The organism is Stenotrophomonas sp. TWI377, from assembly GCF_039674525.1.
Classification (GTDB): domain Bacteria; phylum Pseudomonadota; class Gammaproteobacteria; order Xanthomonadales; family Xanthomonadaceae; genus Stenotrophomonas.
Map to the genome: position 1 here is coordinate 89,962 of NZ_JBDJNT010000012.1, position 17,233 is coordinate 107,194.

Below are 17,233 nucleotides of genomic sequence, written 5' to 3' on the forward strand. Positions count from 1 at the left end.
TCGGCGTTGGCCGATTACTCGGCGGCGGGGGCGCCCTCGCCTTCTTCGACGGCCTTCATCGACAGGCGGATACGGCCCTGCTTGTCGACTTCCAGCACCTTGACCTTGACCACATCGCCTTCCTTCAGCACATCGCCGACCTTCTCGACGCGATCGCTGGAGATCTGCGACACGTGGACCAGACCGTCCTTGCCCGGCAGGATCGTGACGAACGCACCGAAGTCCATGATCTTGGCGACCTTGCCTTCGTAGATGCGGCCCGGCTCGACGTCCGAGGTGATCTGCTCGATGCGGGCCTTGGCAGCCTGCGCAGCGATGGCGTTGACCGACGCGATGACGATGGTGCCGTCATCCTGGATGTCGATCTGGGTGCCGGTTTCCTTGGTGATGGCCTGGATGGTGGAACCACCCTTGCCGATCACTTCGCGGATCTTGTCCGGGTGGATCTTGATGGTCAGCAGGCGCGGCGCGTAGTCCGACAGCTCTTCGCGCGGGGCGGTCAGGCCGTGGGCCATTTCACCCAGGATGTGCAGACGGCCAGCCTTGGCCTGCTGCAGTGCCTGCTTCATGATCTCTTCGGTGATGCCTTCGATCTTGATGTCCATCTGCAGGGCGGAGATGCCCTCAGCGGTACCGGCGACCTTGAAGTCCATGTCGCCCAGGTGATCTTCGTCACCCAGGATGTCGGACAGGACGACGAAGCGCTCGCCTTCCTTGACCAGACCCATGGCGATACCGGCCACCGGCGACTTCACCGGCACGCCGGCGTCCATCAGGGCCAGCGAGGAACCGCAGACCGAGGCCATCGACGAGGAGCCGTTGGATTCGGTGATTTCCGAGACCACGCGGATGGTGTACGGGAAGGCTTCCAGCGACGGCATCACTGCCAGCACGCCGCGCTTGGCGAGACGGCCGTGGCCGATTTCGCGACGCTTCGGGCCCATCATGCGGCCGGTCTCACCCACCGAGTAGGGGGGGAAGTTGTAATGGAAGAGGAAGTTTTCCTTGTACTCACCGGCGACGGCATCGATGACCTGGCCATCACGGGCGGTGCCCAGGGTGATGGTCACGATGGCCTGCGTTTCACCGCGGGTGAACAGCGAGGAGCCGTGGGTACGCGGCAGGATGCCGGTCTTCACCGAGATCGGGCGGACGGTGTCCAGCGCACGGCCGTCGATGCGGACCTTGGTGTCGAGCACCGAGTTGCGCATGGTGCTGTATTCCAGCTCGCCGAATTCCTTCGACAGCTCGGCCGGGTTCCAGCCTTCGGCGGCCACACGGCCAGCCAGCGACTCGACCACGTCCTTCTTGATCGCCGAGATGGCGTCACGGCGCTGCAGCTTGTCGCGCACCTGGAAGGCTTCGCCCAGACGCGGGCCGATGGCTTCCTGCAGGGCGCTGATCAGCACGTCGTTCTTGGCCGGGGCTTCCCAGGTCGACGGCTTGGTGCCGGCTTCCACGGTCAGCTCGTTGATCGCGTTGATGACCTTCTGCATTTCGCGGTGACCGAAGGTCACAGCGCCCAGCATCACGTCTTCGGACAGCAGCGCGGCTTCGGATTCCACCATCAGCACGGCGTTGGCGGTACCGGCGACAACCAGTTCCAGCTCCGAATCCTTCAGTTCGGTCACGGTCGGGTTGAGGATGTACTCACCGTTCTTGTAACCCACCTTGGCGGCGGCGATCGGACCCTTGAACGGGGTACCGGCCAGCGACAGCGCAGCCGAGGCGCCGATCAGCGCGGCGATGTCGCCGTCGATGTCCGGGTTCAGCGACATCACGGTAGCGATGATCTGAACTTCGTTCTTGTAGTCTTCCGGGAACAGCGGACGGATCGGGCGATCGATCAGGCGCGAAATCAGCGTCTCTTTTTCGGTCGCGCGGCCTTCGCGCTTGAAGAAACCGCCCGGGATACGGCCACCTGCGTAGAACTTCTCCTGATAGTCGCAGGTCAGGGGGAAGAAGTCCTGGCCCTCACGCGCGCTCTTGGCGGCAACGGCGGAGACCAGCAGCACGGTGTCGTCGAACTTGACGATGACGGCACCGCCGGCCTGACGGGCGATTTCGCCGGTTTCAAGCGTGACGGTGTGCTTGCCGTACTGGAAGGTTTTGGTGATTTTTGCCACGGGGGTTTCCTTGGATGATGCTTTCTTCAATGGACCGCAGGCGACCCTTGCCGCCGACGGGTGACCGGTTGTCCGGCCCATACGTTTGATGCGGTACTGCCAAAACAAAACCGCGGCGCATTCCTGCGCCGCGGTGGGGGTTCGTGCTTAGCGACGCAGGCCGAGCTTTTCGATCAGGGCCTTGTAACGCGGAGCGTCTTTCTTCTTCAGGTAGTCGAGCAGGCTGCGGCGGCGGTTGACCATCTGCAGCAGGCCACGACGGCTGTGGTGATCCTTCTTGTGGGTCTTGAAGTGGCCGGTCAGCAGTTCGATGCGGGCGGTCAGCAGAGCGACCTGGACTTCCGGGGAGCCGGTGTCAGCCGCGCTGCGCTTGTTGTCTTCAATGACTTTCTGGGTGTCGATCGACATATCTGTTTTCTCTTGGATGCGTGGCCCGCAGAAACGTCCCATTGACGTACCGCGCGACTCGCCGTTAACGAAAGGATGAACCCGCAGAACGCGGGAAGCCTGAAAAGGCCGCGGAATTGTAACGTCCGCGGGCGTCCGGAACAAGGACCGGGGTGGCGTCCGGCCCGCTCGCTCAGAGGTTGAACAGGCGCTGCGGGGCCAGCAGACCGGTCTCGTCGACCTGGCCTAGGCCCTGGATCGCCTCGGCCGGGCCGAAGACCACCACCCCACCCTGCGGCCAGCTGGCGTCGCGGATGCGCTGCCCCACCCGGAAGCGACGGGTCTGCTCGTCGTCCAGCGTGACCCGCGGGTAATGGGCCAGACCCGCGTCCAGCGGCAGCAACAGGGCCTCCATGCCGGCCTCATCGCCCTGCTCGGCCAAGGCGCGCAGGGTGTCCAGGGTGACCATCGGCGCCTCTCGGAAGGGATCCACCCACAGCCGACGCAGGCCGGCGATATGGGCGCCGCAGCCCAGCGTCTCGCCAAGGTCGCGGGCCAGGCTGCGGATGTACGTGCCTGAACCGCAGGTCACCCGCAGCGACAGCCGGGTCTGCTGCTGGTCCAGCACCTCCAGGGCGTGGACCTCCACATCGCGCTCCGGCGCTTCGATCGCCTCGCCACGGCGGGCCTTCAGGTACAGCGGCTCGCCGCCCTGCTTGAGCGCGGAGTAGATCGGGGCGCGCTGGCGGATGCGACCGCGCAGCGGTGCCAGCGCCGCCTCCAGCTCGGCCGCACTGATGGCAGGGACCGGCCGCTCGCGCAGCACGGTGCCATCGGCATCATCGGTATCGGTGGTCTGGCCCAGCACCACCTCGGCGTCATAGGCCTTGGCGGAGCCGAGCAACAGGCCGGCAATCTTGGTGGCCTCACCGAAGCACAGTGGCAGCAGCCCGGTGGCCAGCGGATCCAGGCTGCCGGTGTGGCCGCCCTTCTCGGCGCGGTACAGGCGGCGAGCCACCTGCAGGGCCGCGTTGGAGCTCATGCCGGTCGGCTTGTCGAGCAGCAGGATGCCATCCAGGCGGCGGAATGAAATTCGGGGTGCCATGCATTCAATTCAAAACGGCGCCGTGTGGCGCTGCCGGTCAATCCGGCCTCCGGCGGAGCGGTCGCACTGCGACAGGCCCCGCCCCATAAGACAACAGCCCTTTCGGGCTGTTGGTCCATCAGGCTTTCTTGTCGCCTTCGTCGGCGTCTTCGCCTTCGTCGACGTCATCTTCGCCGCCGTCATCGCCCTGCCGACTTTTTTCTGCCGCCAGCGTATCGGGCAGATCGCGCAGGATGTTGTCGATGCGCTCGCCGCGATCCACCGAATCATCGTAGTGGAAGTGCAGCTCGGGCACGTGGCGCAGCTTCATCGCACGCGCCAGCTCCATCCGCAGCTCCCAGGCCAGTTCCTTCAGGCCTTTCATGGCTTCTACCGAACGTTCGGGCATCAGCGCGGTGACGAAGATCTTGGCATGCGCCATGTCACGGGTGATTTCCACGTCGGAGACGCTCACCGAAGGCAGGCCGTGTACACGCACGGCGTTGTGCACGAGCGTCCCCAGTTCGCGGCGGATCTGGGCGGAAACACGGTCGGTTCGATGGAAGGTCTTTGGCACGAGGCACTCTTGATTCGGTGGTCGCCCGACCAACGGTCGTGCGCGACAGGTGTACGGGACCCGACCAACGGTCGGGCGCTACAGGTATACGGGACCCGACCAACGGTCGGGCGCTACATCATGGCAGGGCCCGACCGTTGGTCGGGCCACCGCGACATTACAGGGTGCGCGGCACTTCGATACGCTCAAAGCACTCGATCTGATCACCCGGCTTGACGTCGTTGTAAGCCTTCACGCCGATACCGCATTCGGTACCGTTGCGCACTTCTTCGACGTTCTCCTTGAAGCGACGCAGCGATTCCAGCTCGCCTTCGAAGACCACGACGCTGTCGCGCAGGACGCGGATCGGCTTGCTGCGCTTCACCGTACCTTCGATGATCATGCAGCCTGCGACCGCACCGAACTTCGAGCTGCGGAACACATCGCGGACCTGGGCGATACCGATGATCTCTTCGCGGATTTCCACGCCGAGCAGACCGGAGGCCACCTGCTTCACCTGATCGATCACGTCATAGATGATCGAGAAGTAACGCAGGTCAACGCCGTTGGATTCAATGATGCGACGGGCCGAAGCATCCGCACGCACGTTGAAGCCGATCACGGTGGCCTTGGAGGCAACCGCCGAGTTGGCGTCCGATTCGGTGATGCCGCCCACGCCGGAGTGGATCACGTTGATGCGGATGTCGTCGTTGGACAGCGCGACCAGTGCCTGGCTCAGCGCCTGCACCGAACCCTGCACGTCGGCCTTGATCACCAGGTTCAGCACCTGCTGGCCATCGCCCTTGCCCAGGGTCGCCATGATGTCTTCCATGCGGCTGCCGGCGGACTGCACCAGGCGCGATTCACGGCGCTTGGTTTCGCGCTGCTGCGCGACGTCCTTGGCCAGACGCTCGTCTTCAACCACGACGAAGTCATCACCGGCATCCGGCACGCCGGACAGACCCAGCACCTGCACCGGAATCGACGGGCCAGCCTGGTCGGGCTGTGCGCCGGTTTCATCGAACAGCGCGCGCACGCGGCCGTACTGGATACCGCAGACCAGGTAATCGCCCTTCTTCAGCGAACCCTGCTGCACCAGCACGGTGGCGATCGGGCCACGGCCCTTGTCCAGCGAGGACTCGATGACCACGCCGCTGGCGCGACCGTCGGCCACGGCCTTCAGCTCCAGCAGTTCGGCCTGGATCGAGATCGCGTCCAGCAGGTCGTCGATGCCCAGACCGGCCTTGGCCGAGATCTCGACCATCTGCACGTCACCACCGAAATCTTCGGAGACGACCTGCTCGGTGAGCAGTTCGTTCTTGACGCGCATCGGATCGGCGCCGGACTTGTCGATCTTGTTGATCGCCACGATCAGCGGCACACCCGCCGAACGGGCGTGCTGGATGGCTTCCTTGGTCTGCGGCATGACGCCGTCATCGGCCGCCACCACCAGCACCACGATGTCGGTCAGCTTGGCACCGCGGGCACGCATGGACGTAAACGCCGCGTGGCCCGGGGTATCCAGGAAGCTGATCACGCCCTTCGGCGTTTCAACGTGGTACGCACCGATGTGCTGGGTGATGCCACCGGCTTCGCCCGTGGCGACCTTGGTGCGGCGGATGTAATCCAGCAGCGAGGTCTTGCCGTGATCGACGTGGCCCATGATGGTGACCACCGGCGGACGTGCCACCGGCTCGCCCTGGTTGCCACCGGCCAGCGCCAGCAGCGCGTCTTCGGCGTCGTTGGTGTTGGCACGGATCACGTTGTGGCCGAGTTCTTCGGTCACCAGCGCAGCAGTGTCATGGTCGATGGTCTGGGTGATGGTCGCCATGACGCCCATCTTGAACAGCGCCTTGACCACATCGCCGCCCTTGACGGCCAGCTTCTGGGCCAGATCGGCGACGGTGATGGTGTCGCCGATGGTGACGTCACGCACGATCGGCGCGACCGGACGTTCGAACCCATGGGCACCACCGCCGCTGCGCGACTGGTTGCTGTCACGGCGGCTGCCGTGCTGAACGCGCCCGGTCGGACGACCGCGCGAGTTGCTGTTGTTGCCGCGGCGGGCACGATCGGCAGCCGACAGATGCAGCTGACCGGCGAAGCGGTTGCCACCATCGTCGTCGCGCTTGGCGCCCGGACGGTTGTTGTTGTTGTTCGAGTTGCGATCGTCCGAACGCGGTGCCGGACGGGCAGCCGACGGTGCAGCCGGACGCGCATTGCGGGCCGGTGCATCGGCAGCAGTCGGCTTGGCGGCAACCGGGGCCGGGGCCGGCGGTGCGTTCTTGGCCGCTTCTGCAGCGGCTTCGGCCGCCTTGCGCTCGGCTTCGGCACGTTCCTTGGCGTCGATCTCTTCCTGACGCTTGCGGGCGATTTCTTCGTCGCGCGCACGGTCCTTCTCGGCCAGTGCGCGCTGCTCGTCCAGATTGCGCTGGCGGGATTCCTCCAGCTTGCGCAGGATGTCGGCGCGCTCCTCATCCGCGGTCATCGGCTTGCCGCTGGCGTCCTTCATGTAGGTACGCTTCTGGCGCACTTCCACGTTGACGGTGGTCTTGCTGCGGCCGGCGCTGACGGTCACTTCCTGCAACTTGCGACGGTTCAGGGTGATCTTCTTGGCGGCCTCGTCATTGCTCTCGACGGGCTGCTCGGTCTTGCCGTGCGAACGACGAAGGAAGCCCAGGAGCTTCACCTTCTCGGTACTGGTCACGACCTGGTCGGGACCGCTGAACTTCATGCCGGCTTCGGCAAGTTGTACGAGCAGTTTATCGACCGGGGTGTTGACCAGTTCGGCAAGCTTGCGGATGGTGGTTTGCTGCGACATTCGGATCCTATGATCTGGTTGGCGCTCCCTCGAAACGTGCGAAGGCAGCGCGGAGTCTAAGCCCTGAGCGGGTCAGGGCACTGTTCATCGCTGGCTCATTCGCCGCGCTCCAGGCGGGCGATCTCCTCGGCTCGGGCGGCAAGGATCAGGGCGGCGGCGCGCTCCTGGTCCATGTCCTCGATGCCGAACTCGAGGATCTCGTCGGCGGCCAGGTCCGACAGGTCCTCACTGGTACGCACGCCGTGACCGGCCAGGGCGTAGGCAGTTGCCTCGTCCATGCCTTCCAGGGCGAGCAGGTCTTCCGACGGCGAACCGTCCTCCAGACCTTCTTCCACCGCCAGCGCTTCGTTGAGCAGCGCATCGCGGGCACGGGCACGCAGCTCTTCGACGATGTCTTCGTCGAAGCCTTCCACGGCCAGCAGTTCGCCGACCGGGACGTAGGCGATTTCTTCCACGGTGTTGAAGCCTTCGGTCACCAGGATGGCGGCGATTTCTTCATCCACTTCCAGCTTGTCCATGAACAGCTGACGGGCAACGCCCTGCTCTGCCTCGGACTTGGCGGTCACCTGGTCCTGGGTCATCACATTGAGCTGCCAACCGGTCAGGCGGCTGGCAAGACGGACGTTCTGGCCGCCCTTGCCGATCGCCTGGGCCAGGCGCTCTTCCGCCACGGCCAGGTCCATCGAGTGCTTTTCTTCATCGACGATGATCGACTGCACTTCCGCCGGCGCCATCGCATTGATGACGAAGTTGGCGGGGTTCTCGTTCCAGAGCACGATGTCCACGCGCTCGCCATTGAGCTCGTTGGACACGGCCTGCACGCGCGAACCGCGCATGCCGATGCAGGCACCGATCGGATCGGTACGCGAATCGTGGGCCAGCACGGCGATCTTGGCGCGGTCGCCCGGATCACGTGCACAGGCCTTGATCTCGACCAGGCCCTGGCCGACTTCCGGCACTTCGAGCTTGAACAGTTCGATCATGAATTCCGGGGCGGCGCGGCTGATGAACAGCTGCGGGCCACGCGGTTCCGAACGGACTTCGGCCAGGTAACCGCGCACGCGGTCGCCAGCGCGCAGTACGTCGCGCGGAATGCCCTTGTCCTTCGGAATGAAGGCCTCGGCGTTGCCGCCCAGGTCCACATAGATGTTGCCGCGCTCGGCGCGCTTGACCACACCGGTGACCAGTTCGCCGACACGATCCTTCCACGCATCGACCACCTGCTGACGCTCGGCCTCGCGCACGCGCTGGACGATCACCTGCTTGGCGGCCTGTGCGGCGATACGGCCGAAGTCCGGGTTCTCGATCTGCTCTTCGATGAAATCGCCGACTTCCACGCCGTCGGCTTCATCGATGGCGTCCATCAGACGGATCTGGCGGTCCGGGGACTCCATGACCACGTCATCGGCCACCACTTCCCAGCGGCGGAAGGTTTCGTAGTTGCCGTCCTTGTGGTCGATCGACACACGGGCCAGCACTTCTTCTTCCGGGTAACGCTTTTTGGCAGCCGAAGCCAACGCTGCCTCGATGGCATCGAAGATGACTTCGCGCGGGACGCCTTTTTCGTTGGCGACCGCATCCACTACCAGCAAAAGTTCCTTGCTCATTGGCTCACTCCGCGCGCGGCTTTTTGGCCGCCGGCTCGTTGGATGGTTTCTTGTTCGCCTTGCCACCCTGTTTGGGTGCCGGGCCAGTCGGTTTGGTCGGAGCCAGGCCGAGGGCGGCCCAGTCCGGCATGATGCGCGCCTTGTCGATGTTCTCGATGTCGGCGGTAAACGGGGCATTGTCGACCTTGAAGGTGACCGTGCCTTGTTCGATATCCACGGCGAGGATCTCGCCCTGCAGACGGCGGCGGCCATCCTGCGGCAGGCTCAGCGTCACCTTGGCGGATTCGCCGATGGCGCGCTCGAACTGGTCGCCGGTGAACAGCGGGCGGTCCACGCCCGGCGAAGACACTTCCAGCGTGTAGTTCGCCGTGATCGGGTCTTCGACGTCCAGCTGGGCAGACACTTCGCGGCTGACACGTTCGCAGTCGTCGATGTTGACGATGCGCTCGGGCTGTTCGGCCAGCGGCACGTCGATGTACAGGCGCAGCGTGGCACCACCCGGGGCGGTGAGATATTCCACGCCCAGCAGCTCGAGACCCAGCGACTGAACGGTGGGGGCGAGCAGATTCGCGATTTCGGTTGCCTTGTCGCTCACAGTCGGCCTTGATTCGTTGAAAAGAAATACGGGTCTGGTCCGTTGCATGGACCACCTTCCGGAAACAACAAAGGGCCCGTTGGGCCCCTGTCCGGTACAACTCCGGTCATGCTGGATTCCGGTGCAGAGACGCACGTGGTGCGTTCCTGCGAGCCCAGCGTTCCGGGGGTCACGGCGGCCTGGGTACAGGTTGCCGTTTCCTGGAAGCCGGTTGCGGGGCCTGTTCATATCCGTTGAGAGGAGATGAGTAGACAGTCCGCTAAGCCACTGATGATAGCCGTTGCACCGCGCTGGTGCAATGGTTGGGGTGGCTGCTGGCGCCTCTATTCGGAAAGCTGAACGGCAAAAGCCGTTGTTTCATCCTTCGGCGCGGACATCGGTATGGGCAGGTCCGCGGGACGCGCCGTGAACCCCGCTCCGCGGCCCGGCCCAGCTGCTGGCGGCTGTGCGTTCGAACGCATGCGAGGCAGTGCCTCGCAAGCAATGCGCCCTCACCCTTGGGGTCTCATGGGCGACATCCATGTCGCCCCAATGGTCCCGCCAACCTGCCCACACCGCTGCCTACGGAAATGCCTGGGCAGTCACTGAAGTTGCAAGCAAAGGCGGGGCAGCATCTCAGGCGACAACGTGTCATTGACGCTGACTGCCTGTCGAGCATCGTCGCCGCAGCCGCCATCGCCCCGCTCCGCCGACCTTTCCACTGTCATGCCGCGTCGCCGTCCACGTCGCAGATGCCACAACGAAAAAAGCGACCTCGTTGCCGAGATCGCCTTTTCGTCTACTGCATCTGCACTGCAGATTTTCTGTGGTAGCGGGGGCAGGATTTGAACCTGCGACCTTCGGGTTATGAGCCCGACGAGCTGCCAGACTGCTCCACCCCGCAGCAGAAGCGGAATTGTAAGGGAGTTTTCACTACCGTGCAACCCCCTTGTGAAACATATCGTTCGACGTCCAGGAAAGGCAGCCGACCAACGGTCGGCTCTACCGAAAGGTCCGAAGCAGCCGGAGCAGCCGGAGCAGCCGGAGCAGCCGGAGCAGCTGGAGCAGCTGGAGCAGCTGGAGCAGCTGGAGCAGCCGACCAACGGTCGGCTCTACAACGAAAAAAGCGACACCGTTTCCGGCATCGCTTGATTCGTCCACTGCCTCCGGTTTGCACCGGAGCTATATGGTAGCGGGGGCAGGATTTGAACCTGCGACCTTCGGGTTATGAGCCCGACGAGCTGCCAGACTGCTCCACCCCGCAGCAGAAGCGGATGAGTTGTGTGCCAACCAACGGTTGGCACCTACCGCAACGATGTTCTGGCGAAACCGCTGCATCAACAACTCAGGAGATGAATATTACACGAGTTGCGCACGTTTGTATCGTTTTTTACGAAATATGTGCAAATGCCTGCTGGCACCACACCATGATCGGGTTCCACGCCACGCCCAGGGCCAGCAACGCCAGGGCATTCACGCCCAGCACCACGCCCAGGACGCGATCGTTGTTGGCCGGCAGCGGCTCACCCACCGGCTCATCGAAGTACATGACCTTGATCACGCGCAGGTAGTAGAAGCAGCCGATCACGGCGCAGATCACGCCGACCATGGCCAGCCACAGCATGTCGCCCTGGATCGCCGCGCCGAGGACGGCCAGCTTGGTCCAGAAGCCCAGGAACGGCGGGATGCCTGCCAGCGACGCCATGATGCACAGCACCAGGCCGGCCATCCACGGGTTGCGGGCATTGAGGCCCTTGAAGTCTTCGATCTTCTCGGCTTCAAAGCCGTTGCGCGACAGCGCGATGATCGCGCCGAACGCAGCCGTGGACATGATCGCGTAGCTCAGGGCGTAGAACAGTGCCGCCGAGTAACCCCGCTCGCCACCCCCGGCCATGCCCATCAGCAGGAAGCCGATGTGCGAGACAGTCGAGAACGCCAGCATGCGCTTGAGGTTGGTCTGCGCGATCGCCATCAGGTTGCCGATCACCAGCGACAGTGCGGCCAGGCCACCGATCAGGTACTTCCACTCGTCGGCCAGCGGACCCACGCCCATTTCCAGCAGGCGGTAGGCCATGCCGAACGCGGCAAGCTTCGGGGCCGAGCTGATGAACAGCGCGACCGGTGCCGGGGCACCCTGGTACACATCGGGCAGCCACATGTGGAACGGGGCCGCACCCAGCTTGAAGGCCACGCCGGCGATCATGAACACCGCGCCGGTCAGCAGCAGCATCTTCTCTTCGGTATGCGGGATGGCGGCGTTGATGGCGTCCAGGTGCAGCGAACCGGTGGCGCCGTAGATCAGCGACATGCCGTACAGCAGCAGGCCCGATGCCAGCGAGCCGAGCACGATGTACTTCATCGCCGCTTCCGAGGCCAGACCGTTTTCACGGTTGCTGGCCACCAGGGCGTAGGAGCACAGCGCCAGCAGTTCCAGGCCCAGATAGACCATCAGCAGGCTGCCGGCCGAGACCAGGATCATCATGCCCGCGGTGGCGAACAGGATCAGCACCGGGATCTCGCCCTGGTAGAGCTTGCGCTCGCGCAGGTAGCTCCAGCCGTAGATCAGGGTCAGGCCGCTGCACAGCACGATCACGGTCTTCATCACGTCGGCCGCGTTGTCGCGGACGAACATGCCGTGGAAGACCTCGCCCTGCCCGCCCACTCCGGTGGCGAGCATGAAGAAGACGACCGCCAGCGCAGCGATCGAGAACAGGTGGGTCCAGATCTTGTTCTTCTCACTGATGAAAAGATCAAGCATCAACAGGGCGAACGCACTGCCAACCAGCACCAGCTCGGGAGCGAGCGGCGGGAGGTCAGCGGCGGTCAGTGGCAACAGCGGCGAGGTGGTCATCATCAAATCCTGGAATCAATACTCTCGACGGCCCGATTACAGCAGCTTGCTGGATGCGATCTGCATCGCCAGCTTCGCGATCGAGGGCTCCATCAGGTCGGTCAGCGGCTTGGGGTACAGGCCCAGGGCAAGGGTGCCCACGGCGAATACACCCAACACCAGCCACTCGCGACCGTTGATGTCCTTCAGTTCGGCGACATGGGCGTTGGCCACTTCACCGAAGAACACGCGCTTGTACAGCCACAGCGTATACGCCGCGGTGATCACCAGGGTGCTCGCCGCGCCGAGCGCCAGCCACGGATTGCGCTGGAAGCTGGCCATGATGATCATGAATTCACCGACGAAACCGCTGGTACCCGGCAGGCCGGCATTGGCCATGAAGAACAGCATGGCGAAGGTGGCGAACCAGGGCATCACGTTGACCACGCCGCCGTAATCGGCAATGCGGCGGCTGTGCATGCGGTCGTAGAGCACGCCGACGCAGGAGAACATCGCGCCGGACACGAAACCGTGCGAGACCATCTGCACCATCGCGCCCTGCAGGCCCAGGCGGGCGGCGTCCGGGTTACCAGCGTCACGCACCAGCCACAGAGCGATGAAGGTGCCCAGGGTGACGAAGCCCATGTGGGCGATCGACGAATAGGCGATCAGCTTCTTCATGTCGTCCTGCACCAGGGCGACCAGGCCGACGTAGATCACCGCAATGAGCGACAGTGCGATCACCAGCCAGGCCCATTCATGCGAGGCATCCGGCACGATCGGCAGGTTGAAGCGCAGGAAGCCGTAGCCACCGATCTTCAGGGCGATGGCGGCCAGGATCACCGAACCGGCGGTCGGCGCTTCCACGTGGGCGTCCGGCAGCCAGGTGTGGACCGGGAACATCGGCACCTTGACCGCGAAGGCGATCAGGAACGCGAAGAAGATCCAGGTCTGTTCCTTGCCCGACAGCTGCAGCTGGTACAGGTCGGCCAGCTGGAAGCTGCCGCCCTTCAGGTACAGATAGATCAGGGCCACCAGCATCAGCACCGAGCCGAGGAAGGTGTACAGGAAGAACTTCAGCGCGGCGTAGATGCGGCGCGGGCCGCCCCAGACACCGATGATCAGGAACATCGGGATCAGCATCGCTTCGAAGAACACGTAGAACAGCATCGCGTCCGTCGCAGAGAAGATACCCACCGTGACACCTTCCAGGATCAGGAAGGCGGCCACGTACTGGTTCACGCGCTTGTCGATCGCGCTCCAGGCACCGATCAGGGCCAGCACCGAGACCAGCGTGGTCAGCAGGATCAGCGCGATCGCGATGCCGTCGACGCCGAGGTTGTAGCCGATGTCGTAGGCGGGAATCCAGGCGCGGGTCTCGACGAACTGCAGCGCGTCGATTCCCGTGTCATAGCCGCTGAGCAGCGACAGGCTGGCCACGAAGGTCAGCACCGCGACGCCCAGGGACGCCCACCGGGCGGTTTGGGCATCACGGATGGCAAGGATCAAGGCACCGCCGATGATCGGCAGCCAGATGAGAACACTAAGTAGGGGCCAGTTCGACACGTCTTCTTATTCCGTACAGGTCATCAACGCAGGTAATGCATCAGGACGCCCAGAAGGGCAATCAGGCCGATGATCATCGCGAAGGCGTAGTGATAGAGGAAACCGGATTGGGTGCGACGCAGCAGGTTGGCCGCCAGATCGATCAGGCGCGCCGAACCGTTGACCACCACACCATCGACCACATTCGTGTCGATCGCGCGCGAAACCTTGCCGAGCTTGATACCGCCGCCGGCGAACCCGCCGATCCAGAGCTTGTCGAAGCCGTACTTGTTCTCCAGCACCGACACGATCGGCGCGAAGGTCTTGCGGGCCTTGCCGGCCAGTTCCGGCTTCCACAGGTAGAACAGCGCCGCCAGCAGGAAACCGACCACCGTCAGGATGAAGGCCGGGGCCATCATGCCGTGAATGGCGAAGGCCACCGGGCCGTGGAACTCTTCGGCCAGCGCACCAATGGTGTTGCGCGCCGGGTCGTAGAAATCAACGATGCCGGTGAAGAACGAATGCACCTGGCCCGGGATGGCAGCGTCGGCATGGTGGCCGGCCCAGTCGGTGCCGTACAGCATCGGACCGATGCTGAAGAAACCGATGACCATCGAGGGGATCGCCAGCAGGATCAGCGGCAGCGTCACCACCCACGGGGTCTCGTGCGGCTCATGCGCGCCATGGCCGTGGCCATGATCGTCATGATGCGCGTCGCCATGGTGGGCATCGGCTGCATGCGCGTCAGCGGCGTGGTGACCGTCATGGCCATGGCCGTGATCGTCATGCGCATCGCGGAAGCGTTCCTTGCCATGGAAGGTCAGGAACAGCAGACGGAAGCTGTAGAAGCTGGTCACGACCACGCCACCCAGCACCGCCCAGTACCCGTAGGTTGCCACCCAGCTCGAGGACACATGCGCGTGGTGCTGCGCGGCCTCGATGATGGTGTCCTTGGAGTAGAAGCCGGAGAAGAACGGGGTACCGACCAGGGCCAGCGTACCGATCCACATGGTGACGAAGGTGATCGGCATGTACTTGCGCAGGCCGCCCATCTTGCGCATGTCCTGCTCGTGGTGCATCGCGATGATCACCGAGCCCGCGCCGAGGAAGAGCAGCGCTTTGAAGAAGGCGTGGGTCATCAGGTGGAACACGGCGGCCGAATAGGCCGACACACCCAGCGCCACGGTCATGTAACCCAGCTGGGACAGCGTGGAGTACGCGACGACGCGCTTGATGTCGTTCTGCACGATGCCGATCAGGCCGGTGAAGAACGCGGTGGTGGCGCCGATGAACAGCACGAAGTTCAGCGCGGTCTGCGACAGCTCGAACAGCGGCGACATGCGGGTGACCATGAAGATGCCCGCGGTGACCATGGTCGCGGCGTGGATCAGGGCCGAGATCGGGGTCGGGCCTTCCATCGAGTCCGGCAGCCAGACGTGCAGCGGCACCTGGGCCGACTTGCCCATTGCACCGATGAACAGGCAGATGCAGATCACCGTGGCAACCGACCAGATCACCGGCTCGCTCATCACCGGGATGGAGGTGCCGAACAGGTCGATCGTGCCCGACCAGATCTGGATCAGCGCGTCCGGATGGCCCAGCACCTGGGCATTGGCGAACACGGTGGCGTAATCGAGGGTGCCGAACACCCACAGCACGCCGGCGATGCCGAGGATGAAGCCGAAGTCACCGACACGGTTGACCAGGAAGGCCTTCATGTTGGCGAAGATGGCGGTCGGGCGCTTGAACCAGAAACCGATCAGCAGGTACGAGACGAGGCCCACCGCTTCCCAGCCGAAGAACAGCTGCAGGAAGTTGTTGCTCATCACCAGGGTGAGCATCGAGAAGGTGAACAGCGAGATGTAGCTGAAGAACCGCTGGTAGCCCGGGTCATCCTGCATGTAGCCGATGGTGTACACGTGCACCAGGAACGACACGAAGGTCACCACGACCATCATCATCGCGGTGAGCTTGTCGACCATGAAGCCGACGTGCGCCGAGTACTGGCCCACTTCGAAGAACGTATAGAGGTTCTGGTTGAACGGCTGGGCGCCGCCCCACAGCAGCATGTACAGCACGTAGCTGGACAGCACGCAGCTGACCGCCACGCCGAGGATGGTGACCGCCTGCGCGCCAGCGCGACCGACCTGACGACCGAACAGGCCGGCGATGATGCTGCCGAACAGCGGTGCAAGCACCACTGCGATCAACAGACTCTTGGAGAGAGTGATTTCCATCTACGGATCAGCCCTTCAGCGAATCGACTTCGCCGACATTGATGGTGCGGCGAGTACGGAACAGGGTTACCAGGATCGCGAGGCCGATGGCGGCCTCGGCCGCGGCCACGGTCAGGATGAAGAAGACGAACAGCTGTCCGGCCGTATCACCCATCTCACGCGAGAACCCGACGAAATTGATGTTGACCGACAGCAGCATCAACTCGATGGACATCAACAGCACGATGATGTTCTTGCGGTTGAGGAAGATGCCGGCAAGGCTGATGCAGAACAGCACCGCACCCAGCGCCAGAATATGGCCAAGCGTGATCATGGCTGCGCCTCCTCGTTGCTGGACGGCTTGATGTTGGTGTGCACGACCGGCTTCTCCACATCCATTTTGACGATGCGCAGGCGATCGCTGCCCTTGACCATGGTCTGCTCGGACGGGTTCTGTGTCTTCAGGCCGGTGCGGCGACGCAGGGTCAGCATCACGGCGGCAACCACGGCCACGGTCAGGATGACGGCGGCGAACTCGAACGGCAGCAGGTACTCGGTGAACAGGCTGCGGGCCAGCCAGGTGATGTTGGAGGTGTCGGCGGCCAGCGCGGCAGCGTTGTCGGCCGGGAACGGATTGACCGCCCTGCCCTTCACGCCGATCAGCACCAGCATCTGCACCAGCATCGTCACCGCCACCACCAGGCCGAGCGGCAGGTAACGCACCCAGCCCTCACGCAGGTTGGAGGGATCGATGTCCAGCATCATCACCACGAACAGGAACAGCACCATCACCGCGCCGACGTAGACCAGCACCAGCGCGACACCGAGGAACTCGGCTCCGACCAGGATCCAGATGCAGGCCACGGAGAAGAAGGTCAGGATCAGGCACAACACGGCGTAGACCGGATTGCGCACGCTGATCACCGCCGCAGCGGAAATGCCCGCCACGATGGAGAAGACCCAGAAACTGATATTTACCCAATCCATCATTCGACCTCAGCGGAAAGCGGCATCGGCGGCGCGACGCTCGGCGATCTCGGCTTCAAGCCGATCACCGATGGCCAGCAGCTGCGGCTTGGTAACGATGTTCTCGCCACGGTTCTCGAAGTGGTACTCGAGAATGTGGGTCTCGACGATCGAGTCCACCGGGCAGCTTTCTTCACAGAAGCCGCAGAAGATGCACTTGAACAGATCGATGTCGTAACGGGTGGTACGGCGGGTGCCGTCCTCGCGCTTGGCCGAATCGATGGTGATCGCCAGCGCCGGGCACACCGCTTCGCACAATTTGCATGCGATGCAGCGTTCCTCACCGTTGGGGTAGCGGCGAAGTGCATGCAGACCGCGGAAACGCGGCGACTGCGGGAACTTCTCCATCGGGTACATCATCGTGTACTTCGGCTTGAAGGCGTACTTCAGGGTCAGCCACAGACCACCGAGCAGCTCAAGGAGCAGCAGGCTTTTGAAGTAGTGAGTAATTCGGTTCATCG

14 protein-coding genes and 2 tRNA genes are annotated in these 17,233 nt (G+C 63.7%); 1 reads left to right on the top strand and 15 read right to left on the bottom strand.

The annotated features are described in order from the left end of the window. Positions 1–14: 14 nt before the first annotated feature. From pnp to ABE546_RS12035, 8 genes are all read right to left on the bottom strand, one after another. A complete protein-coding gene (gene pnp, locus ABE546_RS12000) occupies positions 15–2,126 on the bottom strand; it encodes a polyribonucleotide nucleotidyltransferase (RefSeq protein ID WP_121038382.1) in 2,112 nt (703 codons plus the stop codon). Between the two features lie 147 nt (positions 2,127–2,273). Next, positions 2,274–2,534, bottom strand: coding sequence for a 30S ribosomal protein S15 (rpsO, locus tag ABE546_RS12005; RefSeq protein ID WP_038687260.1), 261 nt, complete (start codon positions 2,532–2,534; stop codon positions 2,274–2,276). A gap of 172 nt (positions 2,535–2,706) precedes the next feature. Next, positions 2,707–3,618, bottom strand: a complete 912-nt coding sequence (truB, locus tag ABE546_RS12010) for a tRNA pseudouridine(55) synthase TruB (RefSeq protein ID WP_313218970.1) — start codon at positions 3,616–3,618, stop codon at positions 2,707–2,709. Positions 3,619–3,736: 118 nt separating this feature from the next. Next, positions 3,737–4,174, bottom strand: a complete 438-nt coding sequence (rbfA, locus tag ABE546_RS12015) for a 30S ribosome-binding factor RbfA (protein ID WP_123730643.1) — start codon at positions 4,172–4,174, stop codon at positions 3,737–3,739. A gap of 157 nt (positions 4,175–4,331) precedes the next feature. Continuing rightward, positions 4,332–6,974, bottom strand: a complete 2,643-nt coding sequence (infB, locus tag ABE546_RS12020) for a translation initiation factor IF-2 (RefSeq protein WP_346463818.1) — start codon at positions 6,972–6,974, stop codon at positions 4,332–4,334. Positions 6,975–7,069: 95 nt separating this feature from the next. After that, complete coding sequence (gene nusA / locus ABE546_RS12025; protein ID WP_019182690.1) at positions 7,070–8,581, bottom strand: transcription termination factor NusA; 1,512 nt, start codon at positions 8,579–8,581, stop codon at positions 7,070–7,072. Between the two features lie 4 nt (positions 8,582–8,585). Beyond that, positions 8,586–9,176, bottom strand: coding sequence for a ribosome maturation factor RimP (gene rimP / locus ABE546_RS12030; protein WP_313208968.1), 591 nt, complete (start codon positions 9,174–9,176; stop codon positions 8,586–8,588). 806 nt (positions 9,177–9,982) lie between these two features. Further along, positions 9,983–10,059, bottom strand: a tRNA-Met gene (locus ABE546_RS12035). A 47-nt stretch (positions 10,060–10,106) separates the two neighbouring features. On the opposite strand from ABE546_RS12035, the gene ABE546_RS12040 reads away from it, so the two are divergent. Then, on the top strand, positions 10,107–10,307 hold the full coding sequence (locus ABE546_RS12040; RefSeq protein WP_346463820.1) for a hypothetical protein: 201 nt from the start codon (positions 10,107–10,109) through the stop codon (positions 10,305–10,307). A 35-nt stretch (positions 10,308–10,342) separates the two neighbouring features. Here the strand turns inward: ABE546_RS12040 and ABE546_RS12045 are convergent. The 7 genes from ABE546_RS12045 to nuoI form a co-directional block, all read right to left on the bottom strand. Further along, positions 10,343–10,419: transfer RNA gene (locus tag ABE546_RS12045), tRNA-Met, on the bottom strand. Between the two features lie 126 nt (positions 10,420–10,545). Beyond that, complete coding sequence (gene nuoN, locus ABE546_RS12050; protein WP_176989302.1) at positions 10,546–12,006, bottom strand: NADH-quinone oxidoreductase subunit NuoN; 1,461 nt, start codon at positions 12,004–12,006, stop codon at positions 10,546–10,548. Between the two features lie 36 nt (positions 12,007–12,042). Next, positions 12,043–13,551 carry an NADH-quinone oxidoreductase subunit M gene (locus tag ABE546_RS12055; RefSeq protein ID WP_282260951.1) on the bottom strand — a complete coding sequence of 503 codons (1,509 nt, stop codon included), beginning with the start codon at positions 13,549–13,551 and terminating at the stop codon, positions 12,043–12,045. 23 nt (positions 13,552–13,574) lie between these two features. Beyond that, positions 13,575–15,767 carry an NADH-quinone oxidoreductase subunit L gene (nuoL, locus tag ABE546_RS12060; RefSeq protein ID WP_313208966.1) on the bottom strand — a complete coding sequence of 731 codons (2,193 nt, stop codon included), beginning with the start codon at positions 15,765–15,767 and terminating at the stop codon, positions 13,575–13,577. A gap of 7 nt (positions 15,768–15,774) precedes the next feature. Further along, positions 15,775–16,080, bottom strand: coding sequence for an NADH-quinone oxidoreductase subunit NuoK (gene nuoK / locus ABE546_RS12065; RefSeq protein WP_019182685.1), 306 nt, complete (start codon positions 16,078–16,080; stop codon positions 15,775–15,777). After that, positions 16,077–16,733 (bottom strand): NADH-quinone oxidoreductase subunit J, encoded by a 657-nt coding sequence (locus ABE546_RS12070; protein ID WP_121041162.1) that lies wholly within the window; start codon positions 16,731–16,733, stop codon positions 16,077–16,079. The genes nuoK and ABE546_RS12070 overlap by 4 nt, the downstream gene beginning before the upstream one ends. Before the next feature lie 9 nt (positions 16,734–16,742). Continuing rightward, complete coding sequence (gene nuoI / locus ABE546_RS12075; protein WP_121038409.1) at positions 16,743–17,231, bottom strand: NADH-quinone oxidoreductase subunit NuoI; 489 nt, start codon at positions 17,229–17,231, stop codon at positions 16,743–16,745. Positions 17,232–17,233: the final 2 nt, after the last annotated feature.